This window comes from Citrobacter sp. RHBSTW-00524 (assembly GCF_013747755.1).
In the GTDB taxonomy this organism is placed as follows: Bacteria; Pseudomonadota; Gammaproteobacteria; order Enterobacterales; family Enterobacteriaceae; genus Citrobacter; species Citrobacter braakii.
In genome coordinates this window covers 2,709,399-2,726,733 of the sequence record NZ_CP056421.1, presented here as the reverse complement: position 1 = coordinate 2,726,733, position 17,335 = coordinate 2,709,399, and the positions used below count along the sequence as shown (strand labels likewise).

The 17,335-nt window shown below is 52.3% G+C and carries 19 protein-coding genes; 5 read left to right on the top strand and 14 right to left on the bottom strand.

The window, feature by feature from the left end; translation table 11 throughout:
- The first annotated feature begins 4 nt into the window (after positions 1-4).
- The 4 genes from mliC (at position 5) to pdxY (ending at position 3,375) form a co-directional block, all read left to right on the top strand.
- Positions 5-334, top strand: a complete 330-nt coding sequence (gene mliC, locus HV229_RS13105; protein WP_085951051.1) for a C-type lysozyme inhibitor — start codon at positions 5-7, stop codon at positions 332-334.
- Positions 335-392: 58 nt separating this feature from the next.
- A complete protein-coding gene (pdxH, locus tag HV229_RS13100) occupies positions 393-1,049 on the top strand; it encodes a pyridoxamine 5'-phosphate oxidase (protein WP_003029169.1) in 657 nt (218 codons plus the stop codon).
- A gap of 126 nt (positions 1,050-1,175) precedes the next feature.
- The gene (gene tyrS / locus HV229_RS13095; RefSeq protein WP_047500530.1) at positions 1,176-2,450 is read left to right on the top strand and encodes a tyrosine--tRNA ligase; all 1,275 of its coding nucleotides are present in this window, start codon (positions 1,176-1,178) and stop codon (positions 2,448-2,450) included.
- Positions 2,451-2,514: 64 nt separating this feature from the next.
- A complete protein-coding gene (gene pdxY / locus HV229_RS13090) occupies positions 2,515-3,375 on the top strand; it encodes a pyridoxal kinase PdxY (protein WP_047358432.1) in 861 nt (286 codons plus the stop codon).
- An 87-nt stretch (positions 3,376-3,462) separates the two neighbouring features.
- Here pdxY and gstA read toward each other — a convergent pair whose 3' ends face one another.
- The 12 genes from gstA to blr all read right to left on the bottom strand — a co-directional run bounded on the left by gstA (position 3,463) and on the right by blr (position 13,725).
- Positions 3,463-4,068, bottom strand: coding sequence for a glutathione transferase GstA (gene gstA, locus HV229_RS13085; protein ID WP_016153002.1), 606 nt, complete (start codon positions 4,066-4,068; stop codon positions 3,463-3,465).
- Positions 4,069-4,172: 104 nt separating this feature from the next.
- On the bottom strand, positions 4,173-5,678 hold the full coding sequence (gene dtpA / locus HV229_RS13080; protein ID WP_181545633.1) for a dipeptide/tripeptide permease DtpA: 1,506 nt from the start codon (positions 5,676-5,678) through the stop codon (positions 4,173-4,175).
- Between the two features lie 613 nt (positions 5,679-6,291).
- Entirely contained in the window at positions 6,292-6,927 is a 636-nt protein-coding gene (gene nth, locus HV229_RS13075; protein WP_016153004.1) for an endonuclease III, read from the bottom strand.
- Positions 6,927-7,619 carry an electron transport complex subunit E gene (locus tag HV229_RS13070; RefSeq protein WP_016153005.1) on the bottom strand — a complete coding sequence of 231 codons (693 nt, stop codon included), beginning with the start codon at positions 7,617-7,619 and terminating at the stop codon, positions 6,927-6,929. The genes nth and HV229_RS13070 overlap by 1 nt, the downstream gene beginning before the upstream one ends.
- 3 nt (positions 7,620-7,622) lie before the next feature.
- Positions 7,623-8,243: an electron transport complex subunit RsxG gene (gene rsxG / locus HV229_RS13065; RefSeq protein ID WP_016153006.1), complete on the bottom strand. Its 621-nt coding sequence runs from the start codon at positions 8,241-8,243 to the stop codon at positions 7,623-7,625.
- Between the two features lie 9 nt (positions 8,244-8,252).
- Positions 8,253-9,305 (bottom strand): electron transport complex subunit RsxD, encoded by a 1,053-nt coding sequence (gene rsxD / locus HV229_RS13060; protein WP_181545632.1) that lies wholly within the window; start codon positions 9,303-9,305, stop codon positions 8,253-8,255.
- Entirely contained in the window at positions 9,306-11,330 is a 2,025-nt protein-coding gene (gene rsxC / locus HV229_RS13055) for an electron transport complex subunit RsxC (RefSeq protein WP_181545631.1), read from the bottom strand.
- On the bottom strand, positions 11,323-11,901 hold the full coding sequence (gene rsxB, locus HV229_RS13050) for an electron transport complex subunit RsxB (protein ID WP_181545630.1): 579 nt from the start codon (positions 11,899-11,901) through the stop codon (positions 11,323-11,325). Before rsxB ends, rsxC begins: the two co-directional genes overlap by 8 nt.
- Complete coding sequence (gene rsxA, locus HV229_RS13045) at positions 11,901-12,482, bottom strand: electron transport complex subunit RsxA (RefSeq protein ID WP_003029144.1); 582 nt, start codon at positions 12,480-12,482, stop codon at positions 11,901-11,903. Before rsxA ends, rsxB begins: the two co-directional genes overlap by 1 nt.
- Positions 12,483-12,558: 76 nt before the next feature.
- Positions 12,559-12,999, bottom strand: a complete 441-nt coding sequence (locus tag HV229_RS13040) for a DUF2569 domain-containing protein (protein ID WP_101700685.1) — start codon at positions 12,997-12,999, stop codon at positions 12,559-12,561.
- Between the two features lie 91 nt (positions 13,000-13,090).
- Positions 13,091-13,306 carry a transcription modulator YdgT gene (gene ydgT, locus HV229_RS13035; protein WP_003832804.1) on the bottom strand — a complete coding sequence of 72 codons (216 nt, stop codon included), beginning with the start codon at positions 13,304-13,306 and terminating at the stop codon, positions 13,091-13,093.
- 293 nt (positions 13,307-13,599) lie between these two features.
- Positions 13,600-13,725, bottom strand: a complete 126-nt coding sequence (blr, locus tag HV229_RS13030) for a division septum protein Blr (protein WP_019076739.1) — start codon at positions 13,723-13,725, stop codon at positions 13,600-13,602.
- Between the two features lie 241 nt (positions 13,726-13,966).
- Here blr and HV229_RS13025 point away from each other — a divergent pair, with 241 nt between their 5' ends.
- Entirely contained in the window at positions 13,967-15,007 is a 1,041-nt protein-coding gene (locus HV229_RS13025; RefSeq protein ID WP_016153010.1) for an oxidoreductase, read from the top strand.
- Positions 15,008-15,059: 52 nt separating this feature from the next.
- Here the strand turns inward: HV229_RS13025 and add are convergent, their stop codons facing one another.
- Together add and HV229_RS13015 are read right to left on the bottom strand one after the other, a co-directional pair.
- Positions 15,060-16,061 carry an adenosine deaminase gene (add, locus tag HV229_RS13020; protein ID WP_181545629.1) on the bottom strand — a complete coding sequence of 334 codons (1,002 nt, stop codon included), beginning with the start codon at positions 16,059-16,061 and terminating at the stop codon, positions 15,060-15,062.
- 100 nt (positions 16,062-16,161) lie between these two features.
- Positions 16,162-17,334, bottom strand: coding sequence for a MalY/PatB family protein (locus HV229_RS13015; RefSeq protein ID WP_047358427.1), 1,173 nt, complete (start codon positions 17,332-17,334; stop codon positions 16,162-16,164).
- Between the last annotated feature and the right edge of the window lies 1 nt (position 17,335).

Genomic DNA, 17,335 nt, shown 5'->3' with positions numbered 1-17,335 from the left:
GGATATGGCTATGAAAAAACTGTTGTTAGTGTGTCTGCCGGTACTACTTAGCGGGTGCAGCGTGTACAACCAATTTGTCGAGCGTATGCAAACGGATACGCTTGAATACCGCTGTGACGAAAAACCGCTTACCGTGAAGCTGAACAATACCCGTCAGATGGCGAGTTTTGTTTATGATAATCAGCTATTGAACCTCAAACAGGGCGTGTCGGCATCAGGTGCTCGCTATACCGATGGTATTTACGTCTTCTGGTCTAAAGGCGACGAGGCAACGGTCTATAAACGAGACAGAATTGTGCTAAATAACTGTCAGTTACAGAACCCGAAGCGTTGAGATTTTCACCTGGGCGGCGCACAATAGCGTCACCCACTGACAATCCGTAGCCAACATCATGTCTGATAACGACGAATTGCAGCAAATCGCGCATTTGCGCCGTGAATACACGAAAGGCGGTCTCCGCCGCCGCGATCTTCCCGCCGAACCCCTTGCGCTGTTCGAGCGCTGGCTGGGGCAAGCCTGTGACGCCAAACTGGCCGATCCCACTGCGATGGTCGTTGCTACCGTCGATGAAAACGGTCAGCCTTATCAGCGTATCGTGTTGCTCAAACATTATGATGACAAAGGGCTGGTGTTCTATACCAACCTCGGTAGCCGTAAGGCACATCAGATTGAGAAAAACCCACGCATCAGCCTCCTGTTTCCCTGGCATACGCTGGAACGGCAGGTGATGGTGATCGGCAAGGCTGAGCGCCTTTCCACGCTGGAAGTGGTGAAATACTTCCACAGTCGCCCACGTGATAGTCAGATTGGCGCCTGGGTCTCTAAGCAATCCAGTCGGATCTCCGCGCGCGGTATTCTGGAAAGCAAATTCCTCGAACTGAAGCAGAAGTTTCAGCAAGGAGAAGTTCCACTGCCCAGTTTCTGGGGAGGCTTTCGCGTAAGTATTGAGCAGATGGAGTTCTGGCAGGGTGGCGAAAACCGTCTGCACGATCGTTTTTTATACCAACGCGAAGATAACGCGTGGAAAATTGATCGCCTGGCCCCCTAAAGATGCAAAATTCTTGTTTTAAGCGCTGGTGCTGAACAATCCGGCGCTTTATTCTATGTTTCTTTCGCATCAGGCGAAAAGTCGTGTACCGGCTAAGGTGCAGTCGTTTTATACATGGAGATTTTGATGGCAAGCAGTAACTTGATTAAACAATTGCAAGAGCGGGGGCTGGTGGCCCAGGTGACGGACGAGGAAGCGTTAGCAGAGCGACTGGCGCAAGGCCCGATCGCGCTCTATTGCGGCTTCGATCCTACCGCTGACAGCTTGCATTTGGGGCATCTGGTTCCATTGTTATGCCTGAAACGCTTCCAGCAGGCAGGCCATAAGCCTGTCGCACTGGTGGGTGGCGCAACCGGTCTGATTGGTGACCCGAGCTTTAAAGCCGCCGAGCGTAAACTGAATACCGAAGACACCGTGCAGCAGTGGGTGGATAAAATCCGCAAACAGGTTGCGCCGTTCCTCGATTTCGACTGTGGCGACAACTCGGCGATTGCTGCGAACAACTATGACTGGTTTGGCAGTATGAATGTACTGACTTTCCTGCGTGATATCGGCAAACACTTCTCCGTTAACCAGATGATCAACAAAGAAGCGGTGAAGCAGCGTCTGAACCGTGACGATCAGGGGATCTCGTTTACCGAGTTTTCTTACAACCTGCTGCAGGGTTATGACTTTGCCTGCCTGAACAAACTGCACGGTGTTGCGCTGCAGATTGGCGGTTCTGACCAGTGGGGCAATATTACTTCGGGTATCGATTTGACCCGTCGCCTGCACCAGAACCAGGTGTTTGGTCTGACCGTTCCGTTGATCACTAAAGCTGACGGCACGAAATTCGGTAAGACGGAAGGCGGCGCTGTGTGGCTGGATCCGAAGAAAACCAGTCCGTACAAATTCTACCAGTTCTGGATCAATACCGCCGATGCGGATGTTTATCGCTTCCTGAAATTCTTCACCTTCATGGACATTGAAGAGATCAATGCGCTGGAAGAAGAAGATAAAAATAGCGGTAAAGCGCCGCGCGCCCAGTATGTTCTGGCTGAGCAAGTAACGCGTCTGGTTCACGGCGAAGAAGGGCTGGTAGCGGCAAAACGTATTACCGAAAGCTTGTTCAACGGTAATCTGAGCGATTTGAGCGAAGCGGATTTCGAACAGCTCGCGCAAGATGGCGTGCCGATGATCGAGATGGACAAAGGTGCCGATCTGATGCAGGCGCTGGTGGACTCCGAGCTGCAACCTTCTCGCGGCCAGGCACGTAAGACTATCGCGTCTAATGCGGTGACCATCAACGGTGAGAAGCAATCCGATCCGGAATATTTCTTCCAGGAGAGTGATATCCTGTTCGGGCGCTACACCTTACTGCGCCGTGGCAAGAAGAACTATTGTCTGATTTGCTGGAAGTAAGATTTAGTTAGCAGGGGCGTGGGAAACTACGCCCCTTTATTTTTTCAGGGTTGTGGTAAGTAAAATGAAGAATATCCTCGCCATCCAGTCCCACGTTGTTTTTGGTCATGCGGGCAACAGTGCAGCAGAATTTCCAATGCGTCGTCTTGGCGCAAATGTCTGGCCGCTGAATACCGTTCAGTTTTCTAACCACACACAGTACGGCAAATGGACCGGTTGCGTTATGCCGCCGAGTCATCTGACTGACGTTGTCCAGGGCATTGCCGATATCGATAAACTCCAGACTTGTGACGCAGTACTGAGCGGCTATCTTGGCTCGGCTGAACAGGGCGAGCATATTCTGGGTATTGTACGCAAAGTAAAAGCGGCCAATCCGCAGGCGAAATATTTTTGTGACCCGGTGATGGGCCATCCAGAAAAAGGGTGTATCGTCGCGCCGGGCGTAGCGGAGTTTCATGTACGCCATGCGCTTCCGGCCAGCGATATTATCGCCCCGAATTTAGTTGAGCTCGAAATTCTGTGCGAGCATGCGGTGAACAATGTTAATGAGGCCGTGGCGGCAGCGCGTGAACTCATCGCTCAGGGACCAGAGATTGTGCTGGTGAAGCACCTGGCTCGCGCGGGTATTAGCGCAGATCGTTTCGAGATGCTGTTAGTTACTGCTGAACAGGCATGGCATATCAGCCGACCGTTAGTCGATTTTGGCGCACGTCAACCGGTTGGCGTAGGTGATGTCACCAGCGGCTTATTGTTGGTTAAACTGCTGCAGGGCGCGTCTTTACAGCAGGCGCTGGAGCACGTGACGGCGGCGGTGTACGAAGTGATGATTGCTACCAAAAAAATGCACGAGTATGAGCTGCAGGTTGTGGCTGCGCAGGATTGTATCGCGAAGCCTGAACACTACTTCAGCGCGACGCAGCTGTAAGCAATGCCCGATGGCGCTCACGCTTATCGGGCCTGCGTTTGTTAGGCTGAAAGCCGGGTAAGCGCAAGCGCTTCCCGGCAACAACAATTAATTTAACCCTTCTGCTTTCAACGCCGCGGCAACCGCCGGACGTTCAGCCATACGCGCCATATACGCATCGATATTACTTAACCCTGCCATATTCAGCTTAACCGCATACGCCCAACGCAGCACGGTGAACAGATAGGCGTCCGCAATGCTGAAGCGCGAACCGCAGATCCATTGGTTATCTTGCAGCGCGTCGTTCACATACTGCATTTTTTTCTCCAGCAGCGCGCGAACGGTTGGCTTGAAGTCTTCCGGCGTATCGGGACGGAACAGTGGGGTAAAGCCTTTATGCAGTTCTGTCGCAATGTAGTTAAGCCATTCAATGGTTTTGTAACGGGAGAGGCTGCTGGTCGGGGCAAGGAGTTGACGGTCTGGAACGGTGTCCGCCAGGTATTGCATGATGGCGACGCCTTCGGTCAGTAGCGTACCGTCATCCAGCAGCAGCGCGGGAACTTGCCCTTTTGGGTTTACCGCGAAAAAATCATCGCCGTTTTCCAGACGCTTCTTCATCAGGTCAACACCATCCAGCGTGAAATCTTTACCGCTCTCACGAAGTGTGATGTGGGAAGCAAGAGAACAAGCGCCCGGTTTGTAGAACAGTTTCATCGGTAACTCCTTTTGGCTGAGGTATATCGTATGGTAGTGCTAGCTCAGGCAAAAAAAAAGCCGCTAACACCAGTTAGCGGCCTGAAAAAGAGTTTCCCTGAGAATTACGCAGTCGCGGCCTTAGAGGCTTTCTCATTGACGTCATCGTCCTGAGTCATACGATTCAGTTTCGGTGCCGTCAGCAGCATCAGAACAGCGATAACAGCCGTAGCAACACCAATCTGCAGGAACACACGACCGTAGACTTCAAGGGACATCAGCGGGTCAGTGACGTTCTCTGGTACAGCCATCATGTTGGCTACGTAACCACCGATGATGTTTGCACCGGCAGTGGTCAGGAACCAGCTACCCATGATGAAGCCCATCAGGCGTTGCGGAACCAACTGAGCCACCATTGCCAGACCCAGACCGGAGATCATCAGTTCACCGATACTTTGCAGACCGTAGCAGATGATCAGCCAGTTAACGGAAACGATGCCCGCATCGGTAGCGAATTTAGCACCCAGCGGCAGGATCAGGAACGCACCGGAACACAGCACCATACCAATCGCAAACTTGGTTGGCATCGGCAGGGTATCGCCCATCTTGTTATAGATAGCGGCGAGGATTGGGCTACCAATGATGATCCAGAACGGGTTCAGTGCCTGGTACTGCTCAGGTTCGAAAGCAATGCCAAGAATAGAGTGCTCAACGTTACGAATCGCGAAGAAGTTCAGTGAGGTCGGCATCTGGCTGTACAGCACGAAGAAGATAATCGCTTCCAGCATCAGAATGAAGGCGACGATCATTTTACGACGCGCAGCACCGTGCATGGTGAATGCTTCTTTACCGAAGATAAACACGATACCCAGAGCAATGACGCCCAGAACCATACGTGCGATCTGCTGGTTGTGCAGCAACCAGGTTGCAATCGCGACCAGTACCACGACGCCAACAATAGTCAGCAACAGGTTACGGAAGTTGATCGGCTCAAAGTCAGGTTTAGAACCGTACTGTTTAACCCAGCGCTGACAGAATGCGAAGTTAACAACGGTAATCAGCATACCCACGACGCTCAGAGCGAACGCGGTGCTCCAGCCGTAATGCGCAGCCAACCACGGTGTTGCCAGCATAGAGAAGAATGAACCGATGTTGACGGACATGTAGTACATGGTAAATGCACCATCAAGACGCGGGTCATCTTTGGCATAGCAGGTAGAGAGCAGGGATGATGGGTTTGCTTTAAACAGGCCGTTACCGACCGCGATGGCCGCCATGCCCATATAAACGATACCCGCATCGTGACCAGACCATGCTACCAACGCATAACCGATGGCCAGGACAACGGCACCCAGCATAATGACACGTTTTGTACCCAGAACTTTATCACCTAACCAGCCGCCAATGGCAACCAGACCGTACACCAGGGCGCTAAAGGACGAGAAAAGGGTGATGGAATCCGCTTCTGACATACCCAGTTGTTTAACCAGGTAGACGGCCATAATTCCTTGCAGGCCGTAATAACCAAAACGCTCCCACAGCTCAATAGAGAAAATGAGATAGAACGCTTTTGGTTGTTTGAAGGCGTTTAAACTCACGCTTTCTGTTGGTTTATTGTTTGCAGTAGACACTTTTACCTCTTTTTTTACATCCCATATCAACGGGGGTGTTCAGGCACGTGATGAGTCAAGTTCATCCGTCCGATTGTTATAGTGGGAGGGGAAACGGCAAGTAATGTTCACTATCTTGACCATTCAGACAAGTGGTTTGTAATAATCTGTTACATATATCATGGCTGGTGAAATCGTCGGGACTGTGAAATGTTATCTAGCGTTAAATTTCTTCATTTGAAAAATGGCAGATTTTTACACTGTTTAATCAGGGTAAAAATCGCAATGTGGCGATATGTTCTGCTATTTGCGCTTGAATCCAGTGATATAGGCCATTATCTGAAAAATAGCCAGTGTAATGTTTTGTTTAGAAACTGTTCAGTTAGGTCATCTGATTGTCACTTTAACTAAAAAATAAATATTTTTTAACATTATGTTATCTGGATGATCTGGATCACGTATAGATAGAAATTTCTTTTACTAAAAAAACGATTAACCTGCTCAGGTGTTAATTAACAAGAATATTGCATTAGCTATGCGCGGTTGAACGGCATCATTGTCGGGAAAATAAACTCAAGGGAGTGCATAACTAATCGTTATGTTAGCGAGGGGCAAGCAGTATGCCCCGGCAGCATCAGATATCGACTTTCTCTTTGAATTCGCAAAGATCTTCGATAATGCAGGAACCGCAGCGTGGCTTTCTGGCTATACAGGTGTAGCGGCCATGAAGAATTAACCAGTGATGGCAATCGACTTTAAATTCACTGGGTACGACTTTCAGCAGCTTCTCTTCAACCTGCTCGACGTTTTTACCCGGGGCGAACTGGGTACGATTACAAACGCGAAAAATATGGGTATCTACGGCAATAGTGGGCCAGCCAAAGGCGGTATTTAACACCACATTAGCCGTCTTTCGCCCAACCCCGGGCAGGGCTTCTAATGCGGCGCGGTCTTCAGGCACTTCACCATTATGTTGCTCCAGCAGAATGCGGCAGGTTTTAATCACGTTCTCCGCTTTGCTGTTAAACAAACCGATTGTCTTGATGTAGGACTTAACCCCTTCAACGCCAAGCTCCAGCATCGCGGCTGGCGTATTGGCGATGGGGTAGAGCTTGGCCGTCGCTTTATTGACGCTGACATCGGTGGCCTGCGCGGAGAGCAAGACTGAAATCAGCAGTTCGAACGGCGATGTAAAATTTAGCTCGGTTGTCGGATGCGGATTGTTCTCACGCAGGCGCGTCAGTATTTCCAGCCGTTTTGCTTTGTTCATTACACATTCCCTGTTTCACCGGCCGGACTGTCCGTGACAGCCGCCTCGGCACGACGTTTCTTCATTTTCTCATCAATCAGATACTTAACAGCCAGCATCAGACCCAGGCCAATAAACGCGCCTGGTGGCAGCATGGCCAGCAGAAACGGCGTATCGGTATGGAAGATCTCAACGCGCAATACTTTGGCCCAGCTACCCAACAAACCGTCTGCGCCATCAAAGAGTGTACCGTTACCAATTATTTCACGTAGCGAGCCCAGAACAAACATGGCGCCAGTTGCGCCCATGCCGATGGAAAAACCATCGAGTGCGGATAGCGCAGGGCCCTTTTTGGCTGCGAAGGCTTCAGCGCGGCCAACAACAATACAGTTGGTCACAATCAGCGGGATAAAAATGCCCAGAGACTGATACAGGCCAAAAGCGTAGGCATTGATCAACATTTGCACCGCGCTCACCACGGAGGCGATGATCATGACATAAATCGGAATACGTATTTCAGGCGGTGTCCAGCGACGAAGGGCAGAAATCGTCAGGTTCGTCAGCGTCAGGACGAGCGTAGTCGCGAGTCCCAGGCCCAGCGCGTTAGTGGCGGTCGAGGTGACGGCCAACAGCGGACACATCCCGAGTAACTGCACAAGCGCGGAGTTATTTTTCCATAACCCTTGGACAATAACGTCTTTAATTTCGCTCATGGTTTATTCTCCACAGGCGCTAAGTTGAGGAAGTTGCGCGGGCAGCGTCTGCGCATACAAACCGGCGCGTTTTACTGCATTAACTACCGCACGTGGCGTAATGGTTGCGCCAGTAAACTGGTCAAAGTCGCCGCCGTCTTTTTTCACCGCCCAGTGAGCGTCGTTACCCGCAGCGATCGTTTTGCCGCTAAAGTGGGTGATCCAGTCGGACAGTCGCAGTTCGATTTTATCACCCAGCCCTGGCGTTTCATGATGTTCGGTCACCCGCGTACCCAACACGGTACCCGAAAAATCGACACCAACCAGCAGTTGAATAGCCCCGGAATAACCATCTGGCGCCGTAGCTTCAAGAATTGCTGCAACAGGACGATCGTCCTGGCGGGCAATATACACTCGGTGAGTGCCTTTACCCAACGCCTGCGCATCGACCAGATAACAACTTTCGGACAAGTTATTATTGTAGCGATCGCCTGGCAGAACCTGATCGAACAGCGTTTTTTGCTGCAGCGCGGCCTGTTCATCAATGGTGGACTTGGTTAATTGATTGATTGCCGCGGTTAACCCCGTCGAGCCCGCTGCAAACAGCGCCAGAGTAATACCGTGTTTACGAATCGTTTTCAGCATAGGGAGTCCTTAGCGATGTCCGTACACGCGAGGGCGGGTGTAATAATCAATCAGGGGAACCGTGATATTTGCCAGCAATACGGCAAAAGCCACGCCATCAGGATAACCGCCAAAACTGCGAATCAACCACACTAACAGGCCCGCAAGTGCGCCAAAAATCAGGCGGCCACGGTTGGTTGTTGATGCTGTAACGGGATCGGTAAGAATAAAGAATGCACCCAGCATGGTCGCGCCGGAAAGTAGGTGCAACTGAGGCGAGGCCAGCGAATCTGGCGAGAAAATCCAGCCTAAAGTGGCACAAACGGCGAGCGACAGCAGGAAGCTAACCGGGATATGCCAGCGAATTGCTTTCTGCCATAGCAACACGACGCCACCCACCAGCCAGGCAAGGTTAACCCACTGCCAGCCAGCGCCTGCAAGCATGCCGCTGTAGATTGGGTATTGCATCACCTGCTCAGCAGTACGTCCCGCATGCAGCGAAGTCTTAAAGGTATCGAGAGGCGTTGCCTGACTGATACCATCAATACCCATACGCAGCGTGTTCATATCCCCGCCACTGGCGGTATGTCCGCTAAAGATAACGTTCAGGGCGTCAAAAAAACCAGGCACAGTCGCCGCAATTTCATGCGGCGGCAGCCAGCTTGTCATCTGTACCGGGAATGAAATCAGCAGCACCACGTAACCAATCATGGCGGGGTTAAACGGGTTCTGACCGAGGCCGCCATACAGCTGTTTAGCAATGATAACGGCGAATACCGTGCCTAAAACTACCATCCACCAGGGGGCGAGCGGGGGAATACTCACGGCCAGCAGTAACCCGGTGAGCAACGCGGAGTTGTCTTTTAGAATCGCGACAATGGGTTGTTTGCGCAGTTTAAGCACGCCCGCTTCGGCGGCGATAGCGCTGATGGCGGCCAGAACTATCTGGAACAACGTACCCCAGCCAAAGAACCACAGCTGAGCGGCGATCCCCGGCAATGCAGCCAGTAACACCAGCATCATGATACGCGATGTCTGGCGCTGGTTATGGGTATAAGGGGAGCTTGCTATTCTGAATACCATTTATTCCTCGTTTACAACCTGCTGCTGGGCGGCTTTCTTTGCCTGAGCGCGTGCAATAGCGGCCGCGACGGCGGCTTTACGCGGATCCACCGGTTCGACTGTTTCCGTAACCGTCTGCTGCTCGAGCTTGCGAGCTTTGGCGCGGGCGATAGCCGCTTCCACGGCGGCTTTACGCGGATCCACCGGTTCGGCTGTTTCCGTTACGGTTTCCTGTTCGAGCTTGCGGGCTTTGGCGCGGGCGATAGCCGCTTCCACGGCGGCTTTACGCGGATCCACCGGTTCGGCTGTTTCCGTTACGGTTTCCTGCTCGAGTTTGCGGGCTTTGGCGCGAGCGATTGCCGCTTCCACTGCAGCTTTACGCGGATCGACCTCTGTGCTGTTGCCTCCTGTTTGGGGAGGGTTTTCCATCCGGGTTGCGCGAGCTTGCGCCTTACGCGCCTCGCGTGCGGCAATCACGGCACTATTGTCAGGCTTTTCGCCAGCCTGAATGACTACCGGCTGCATTGCCTGAGCCTGCTTTTCTTTTACGCGAGCCAGTGCGGCGGCAATGGCATCATGATCTTTAGCCGCAGGCTGAACGGCAGCGCTTTTGTGACGTTCAAGACGTGCTGCTTTTTCACGTTCGAGTCGCGCCTGTCGGGCTTCAAATCGCGCTTTCGCTTCAGCGGCACGTTTTTCTTCCTGACTAATGGCATAAATCTCGGCTTTTTCCTGACGGAAATACTGCACCAGTGGAATATTGCTTGGGCATACCCAGGCGCAGGCACCGCATTCAATGCAGTCCGCGATATTGTGTGCCGTTGCTTTGTCGTGCTGCTGCCCTTTACTGAACCAATAAAGCTGTTGCGGCAGGAGATCGGCCGGACAGGCATCGGCGCATGCGCTACAGCGAATGCAGCCTTTCTCTTCCGGCGTTTCTCCCATTTCACTGGCAGAGGGCGCCAGAAGACAGTTGGTTATCTTCACCACCGGTACATCCAGCCACGGCAGCGTAAAGCCCATCAGCGGCCCGCCCATAATCACCATCTGGTCGGCGGAAGGGCAGAAGCCCGCGTCGTTGAGCAGATGACGAACCGGCGTGCCTAAACGCGCCCAGACGTTGCCCGGACGGCTGACGGCTTCGCCGGTCAGCGTCACGACACGCTCGGTAATCGGTTCTCCGTCAATCACCGCACGTTTAATCGCGTAGGCGGTTCCAACGTTTTGCATCAGCACGCCGATATCTGAAGAGCGTCCCCCGTGGGGAACCTGCTTGCCGGTCAGGATTTGCGTTAACTGCTTGGCCCCGCCTGACGGGTACTTGGTGGGGATCACGCGTAAGCTGATATCGTGTGAATCAGCCAGCACCGCGCGCAGCATGGAAATTGCCTGTGGCTTGTTATCTTCAATGCCCAGTAGAATTTCGCGTGGCTGAAGAATATGCGCCAGGATGCGGATACCTTCGACGACCTGCGCCGCGCAGTCCTGCATCAGGCGGTCATCAGCCGTAATGTACGGCTCGCATTCAGCAGCGTTAATGATCAGCGTTTCAATTTTATCTCCGCCGCCCTGCAGCTTAACGCCGGTGGGAAAACCCGCGCCACCCAGTCCGGCGACGCCGAACTGGTGAATACGTGCGATCAGCTCTTCCCGGCTGCGGGAACGGTAATCGGCCCAGCCGTCTCGCTCAATCCAGCGATCTTCGCCATCGGCATCAATAATAACGCTCAGCTCAGCTAATGCCGATGGATGTGCAGTAGAATGCGGCGCAATAGCAACAACGGTGCCTGAAGTTGGCGCATGTACCGGAAGCATTTTACCACGCCCAAGGGTTAACGCCTGACCACGCAGCACGGTGTCGCCTACGTTTACGCACAGCTCACCCTCCGCGCCAATATGTTGTTTCAGCGGAATAACAAAGCGTGGCGCCAGCGGAACCTGTCGCAGCGGCGTACCGTTCGACTGGGTCTTCATTTCTGGTGGATGAATGCCGCCATCAAAGTCCCAGATTTTGTTTTTTCTGAATGCAGAGAATAACTTAAACATGTTGTTCCACGGGAATGATGCGCACAGGGATGGTGTTTAAATCCCACTTCCAGGTATCAGGTGTCTCGGCCACCGGGCGTAATTCGATACATTGCGTCGGGCACGGATCAACGCACAGGTTGCACCCGGTGCAGAGATCGCTCATCACCGTGTGCATGGCGCGGGTCGCGCCCACGATCGCATCAACCGGGCAGGCCTGAATGCACTTTGTACAACCGATACAGTTATTTTCATCAATGACCGCCAGCATACGCACGGGGGTAACATCGTGTTCATCACCATCAATCGGCTGCGGGTCGACGTTCAGCAGGGCGGCAATTTTTAACATCACCGCTTCGCCTCCGGGTGCGCAACGGTTGATTTTTTCGCCCTGGGAGCCGATCGCTTCAGCGTAAGGATGACAGCCCGGATAGCCGCATTGTCCACACTGGCTTTGCGGGAGAATTTCATCAATTTTCTCCACGACAGGATCATCTTCGACGGCAAAACGTCGTGAGGCGTAACCCAAAATAGCGCCGAACGCCAGACCCAGTAGACTCACTGCGGCAACGGCAATCCAGATAGCATTCATTACAACTTCACCAAACCACTAAAGCCCATAAAGGCCAATGACATTAAACCAGCGGTAATCAGCGCAATCGCATTACCGCGAAACGGAGCAGGCACGTCCGCCACGGCGAGGCGTTCGCGGATCGCGGCGAACAGTACCATTACCAGTGAGAAGCCGACGGCGGCGGAAAAACCGTATAGCGCCGACTGTAAAAAGTTATGGCCGAGGTTGATGTTCAGTAACGCCACGCCTAATACCGCGCAGTTAGTGGTGATCAACGGTAGGAAGATCCCCAGCAGGCGGTAAAGTGCAGGGCTGGTTTTGCGTACAACCATCTCGGTAAATTGCACGACGACGGCGATGACCAGAATAAAAGCCAACGTGCGCAGATAGATGAGATTGAGTGGAATGAGGATCCAGGTGTCAATCAGCCATGCGCAGATGGATGCCAGTGTCATGACAAACGTCGTGGCAAGGCCCATACCCATTGCGGTTTCCAGTTTTTTGGAAACGCCCATAAACGGGCAGAGCCCCAGAAACTTGACCAGTACAAAGTTATTGACCAGAACAGTTCCGACAAACAGCAGCAGGTAATCAGTCATTTTTCGGCCTGAAATAAAAAAGCCGCCTATTATCTGACAATCTACAACAGGCGACAACAGGTTAACTGTAGGGTTATTACGGATTCACAAACGTCGATTTAACGCGTTGCGAGCGTTTGAAATAGGGCACCAGCAGTGCTGCAGCCAGCAATGGGAACAGCAGTTGGCGCACGGCAAAGGCGTCCGGAACCGGTGAAAACGCAAACGCTTTAACCGCCAGTAACACGGAGATCAGCAGCCATAGAATATAATGCTTAGGCACACAGGCTCTGCGTTTGAAAAACGCAATCGTCAGCCACAGCGTGTAATACCACATGGCAATCGCGGTAATAAAAGAGACGCCCCATAACAGCAAATTTGCCGTACTTTGCGCACCCAGCGTTTGGAAGGTTTGCGGTGTAGCCAGCGCAGTGACATAAAGTAATAACGCCAGCGAAGCGCTCAACAATGCGACTAACAGCCAGGCCAGTGGCCCAAGTAGCCAGCCCCCGATACGTTGTGCCGGTGTGGTAGTCATCTCTTCTCCAGGTTTACGCGCGCAATCAAACATGCCATTCATTTTGGGGCAATTATTATAAAGCTTTTAACGTTGAGCGCTACTTTCTTCTTTATTGCACGTAATGCCAGACTGATTTGGGTACCTGACCAACATCAAACAGACGACCTCCTGAGATAAGCTCCGCACGGCGATGGTCTGCAGCGCGATACATATTGATAATGTCGCTATCGTCGGTGAGCGTGTAGTTAAGATGGTCGAACAGTTTTTCCAGACTTTCGAGTGAACTGATTTTGCGGAATTTTAATAAGTAATCCTGAACAGTCATAAATGGAAATCCATATTAATAAAATAATACCAACGGAGTAGTAAATATAAATAATAAACAACATGCACAGGTAAAAGCGGATTGACGCGCAAATGTGAGAAGAGTGTTCATACCTGTGGAAAAGCAGGCGCTATGCGCACCTGCGGTAAGGGTAACGCGCTTCGCTACAGCAGGCAATATGCACCGGAGTGGGATGCGGCATTATTCTCTTTTTTTGACAAAATTCGATCTTTTGCAGCCAAACCCTGCCGTTACTCGATGTTAATTGCCGGGTTATAAGGGACTGCAGATGCTTATTTCTTCTGCACAGCAGCAACGGGCTCCGGTGGCTGGTAATTGTCAATATGATTGGCAACACCCAGCAGGATCACAGAGACGGTGAGAACAATCCAACCTGCTAATTCAATAAGACGATTCATTACTGATGACATTTGCTTTGATTTATCCATAAACACAGGCTGCAAATGTTACTAATCTCTCAATAATACAGCAAGATAATTGGGAACGATTTCTCCCTCTTTTTCGCTGCAAGTTAAGCATAAGTGGCATATGTTTGACTTAAGTTAATAAACAACCTTTGTAGCGCAATGGTTATTAAACTATTGAGACGTTGCAGGGTATGGTGTGAAATAGGTCAGTCCTGAATTGAGAGGCTATAACATGAGTGACAACATCCGCGTTGGGCTAATTGGCTATGGTTACGCCAGTAAAACCTTCCATGCCCCCCTGATTGTGGGCACACCGGGCCTCGAACTGGCTGCGGTTTCCAGTAGTGATGAAGCAAAAGTGAAGGCAGACTGGCCAACGGTGGCGGTTGTTGCTGAGCCTAAACACCTTTTTAACGATCCGAATATCGACCTGATTGTGATCCCCACGCCTAATGACACTCACTTCCCGTTAGCGAAGGCTGCGCTGGAAGCGGGCAAACATGTGGTTGTTGATAAGCCTTTCACCGTGACACTGTCACAAGCACGCGAACTGGATGCGTTGGCGCGTAGCCTTGGCCGCGTGCTGTCCGTTTTCCATAACCGCCGCTGGGACAGTGATTTTCTGACGTTGAAAGCCCTGCTGGCGGATGGCGTTTTGGGGGAGGTGGCGTATTTCGAATCCCATTTCGATCGATTCCGCCCGCAGGTTCGTGACCGCTGGCGTGAACAGGGGGGGCCGGGAAGCGGCATCTGGTATGATTTAGCACCGCATCTTCTGGATCAGGCGATTAACCTGTTTGGTTTGCCCGTCAGCATGACGGTAGACCTGGCTCAGCTCCGCCCAGGTGCGCAAGCGACGGATTACTTCCATGCCATCCTGACTTACCCGCAGCGTCGTGTGATTCTGCACGGCACCATGCTCGCTGCCGCTGAGTCGGCCCGTTATATCGTGCACGGATCGCGTGGCAGCTATGTGAAGTATGGTCTTGACCCGCAGGAAGAGCGCCTGAAAAATGGCGAGCGACTGCCTCAGGAAGACTGGGGTTACGACATGCGCGATGGCGTGTTGACGCGAATAGAAGGTGAAGAGCAGGTTGAAGAGACCTGGCTGACTGTACCGGGTAATTACCCGGCGTACTATGCTGGCATTCGTGATGCGCTAAATGGTCATGGTGAAAACCCGGTACCGGCGAGACAAGCTATTCAAATCATGGAGCTGATTGAGCTGGGTCTTGAATCTGCGAAACATCGCTCGACGCTGTGCCTTGCCTGATTAGGCAAATGCCGGATGGTGATGCTCAGCATCTCATCCGGCACTTTAACCGTCACGCTGCGGCGACTTTCTCGCGCAGGGCACGTTTTTCTTCGTTACTCAGAAATGCCATTTCCAGGCCGTTGATTTGCGCCTGACGGATCTGTTCGCGCGTGAGTCCTGCCGCTGGCGCGGCAATGGTGTACTCGTGAATAATATCCACACCCTGTACCGCCGGATCGTCCGTATTCAAGCTGGTTAAAACGCCATGCTCAAGGAATGTTTTCAGCGGGTGGGTTGCCAGAGAGGCGACGGTGCTGGTCTGAATGTTCGATGTCAGGCAGGATTCGATGCCGATACGGTGTTCGGCGAGGTAATCCATCAATGCACGATCTTCAACGGCTTTTACGCCGTGACCAATACGTTCTGCGCCCAGCTCTTTAATAGCCTGCCAGATACTTTCTGGTCCCGCGGCTTCGCCCGCATGCACGGTAATACGCCAGCCGGCGTCGCGCGCCTGATTGAAATGCGACAGGAACAGACTGCCCGGGAAACCGAGTTCGTCACCCGCCAGATCCAGTGCCGTAATATGGTCACGGTGGGCTAACAGCGCATCCAGTTCCTGCAGGCAGGCGGCTTCGCCAAAGGTACGGCTCATAATGCCAATTAAGCGAGCTTCGACGCCAAAGGTCTTGCAGCCCTCGCGAACGCCGGCAATGACGGCTTCAACCACGCCCGCAACGGGGAGTTGATGTGCCATCGCCATATAGCCGGGTGAAAAACGTAATTCTACATAGTGCAGGCCGTTACGTGCTGCATCCTCAATATTCTCAAATGCCACGCGGCGACACGCATCCAGCGAGGCCAGTACCTTCACGCCCCAGTCGAGCTTGGATAAAAAGCTCACTAAATCCGGCTCAGTTGATGTGACTTGCACATGAGGGATCAGCGTTTCCAGCGTTTGTGCCGGAAGCGTTAAATTGAACTGACGACCCAGATCCAAGATCGTTTGGGCACGGATGTTACCATCAAGGTGGCGATGGACGTCGGTCAGGGGGAGGGAAGTATCAATCATGGTCGCACTCGTGTATTTAGGTAAAGTGCGTCGTATTATATGAAAAAATCGGGATAAAAAGCTATGTTGCGCAATGAATAATTTCATTGCGCAAACTTAATTAGCGTACAGAACGGATGGCGTTAATCAGCCCCTGAACGCCTTTTTCAAGCTTGGATCTTGGGCATCCGGCATTGAGACGTACAAAACCGCGACCTTCTTCTCCGTAGGTGTATCCCGGCATGATAGCCACTTTCTGCTGGTGGATGAGAACATCCTGCAAGGCATGGTCATCAATATTGAGCGGACGCAGGTCAATCCATGCCAGATAGGTGGATTGAGGAATCTGCCAGTTGAGTTCGGGGAATGCGGCATTAAGCTCACGCGCAACGTAATGCAGATTGCTGGCAAGATAATCGCGCAGCGCATCAAGCCAGCTTGCACCCTGTTGATAAGCGGCAATATGTGCGCTAAGCGCCAGCACCGCAGGCGAGGAAAGACCATCGCGGCCTTTTAACGCGCTGAGGTAATCGTTGCGGCTTTGAGCATCTTCAATGAGTCCGTAAGCCCCGGTTAATGCCGGAATATTAAAACTCTTTGAGCCGGAAGTGAGCAGTGCCCAACTGCCGCGCGCGACGTTACTCCACGGGATGTGCGGCCGGTCTGACCATACCATATCCATATGAATCTCATCGGAGATAACTTTTACACCATGGCGCTGACACAGTTCTGCCATGGTTTCCAGCTCGTCGCGCGTCCACACTTTGCCCGTTGGGTTTTGTGGGCTGCAAAGCAGAAGAATTTTGCTTTCAGGTCGAGACAGGGCTTTCTCCAGCGCAACCATGTCGCAAAACCAGCCGTCGGCGCGTTTTTCCAGTCCGACTGCGTGTACCTGGCGCTGATTACCTTCAATCGCTTTGTAAAACGCATCGTAAGCCGGAGTATGGATAACCACCGCATCGCCCACGGATGACCATTGGCGGATCAACTCCGACACCATATAGATGACCGAGGGGCCATATACCAGCGACTGAGGATCTATTTGAGTGTTATGTCGCGAAAGAAACCAATGGCTTATCGCCGCCAGAAACTCATCGTTTTTCCAGCGGCTGTAACCCAACACGCCATGTGACAGGCGCTGAGTCAGCGCCTCCAGAATGCAAGGTGCGGTGGCAAAATCCATATCGGAGATGGTGAATGGCAGCAGGTCGGCTGAACCAAAACGGTCGGCAACGTAATCCCACTGAGTACACCAGGTACCGTGCCTGTCCACAACCTTTGAAAAATCAAACATA

What these genes read in the sequence shown, in the direction of transcription:
- gstA (WP_016153002.1), bottom strand. Translation starts at nt 4,068, where the DNA reads ATGAAACTGTTCTACAAACCGGGCGCTTGTTCTCTTGCTTCCCACATC.
- rsxG (WP_016153006.1), bottom strand. Translation starts at nt 8,243, where the DNA reads ATGCTGAAAACGATTCGTAAACACGGTATTACTCTGGCGCTGTTTGCA.
- mliC (WP_085951051.1), top strand. Translation starts at nt 5, where the DNA reads ATGGCTATGAAAAAACTGTTGTTAGTGTGTCTGCCGGTACTACTTAGC.
- nth (WP_016153004.1), bottom strand. Translation starts at nt 6,927, where the DNA reads ATGAACAAAGCAAAACGGCTGGAAATACTGACGCGCCTGCGTGAGAAC.
- tyrS (WP_047500530.1), top strand. Translation starts at nt 1,176, where the DNA reads ATGGCAAGCAGTAACTTGATTAAACAATTGCAAGAGCGGGGGCTGGTG.
- rsxA (WP_003029144.1), bottom strand. Translation starts at nt 12,482, where the DNA reads ATGACTGATTACCTGCTGCTGTTTGTCGGAACTGTTCTGGTCAATAAC.
- ydgT (WP_003832804.1), bottom strand. Translation starts at nt 13,306, where the DNA reads ATGACTGTTCAGGATTACTTATTAAAATTCCGCAAAATCAGTTCACTC.
- HV229_RS13070 (WP_016153005.1), bottom strand. Translation starts at nt 7,619, where the DNA reads ATGAGCGAAATTAAAGACGTTATTGTCCAAGGGTTATGGAAAAATAAC.
- rsxB (WP_181545630.1), bottom strand. Translation starts at nt 11,901, where the DNA reads ATGAATGCTATCTGGATTGCCGTTGCCGCAGTGAGTCTACTGGGTCTG.
- rsxD (WP_181545632.1), bottom strand. Translation starts at nt 9,305, where the DNA reads ATGGTATTCAGAATAGCAAGCTCCCCTTATACCCATAACCAGCGCCAG.
- rsxC (WP_181545631.1), bottom strand. Translation starts at nt 11,330, where the DNA reads ATGTTTAAGTTATTCTCTGCATTCAGAAAAAACAAAATCTGGGACTTT.
- pdxH (WP_003029169.1), top strand. Translation starts at nt 393, where the DNA reads ATGTCTGATAACGACGAATTGCAGCAAATCGCGCATTTGCGCCGTGAA.
- pdxY (WP_047358432.1), top strand. Translation starts at nt 2,515, where the DNA reads ATGAAGAATATCCTCGCCATCCAGTCCCACGTTGTTTTTGGTCATGCG.
- HV229_RS13025 (WP_016153010.1), top strand. Translation starts at nt 13,967, where the DNA reads ATGAGTGACAACATCCGCGTTGGGCTAATTGGCTATGGTTACGCCAGT.
- HV229_RS13040 (WP_101700685.1), bottom strand. Translation starts at nt 12,999, where the DNA reads ATGACTACCACACCGGCACAACGTATCGGGGGCTGGCTACTTGGGCCA.
- blr (WP_019076739.1), bottom strand. Translation starts at nt 13,725, where the DNA reads ATGAATCGTCTTATTGAATTAGCAGGTTGGATTGTTCTCACCGTCTCT.
- add (WP_181545629.1), bottom strand. Translation starts at nt 16,061, where the DNA reads ATGATTGATACTTCCCTCCCCCTGACCGACGTCCATCGCCACCTTGAT.
- HV229_RS13015 (WP_047358427.1), bottom strand. Translation starts at nt 17,334, where the DNA reads ATGTTTGATTTTTCAAAGGTTGTGGACAGGCACGGTACCTGGTGTACT.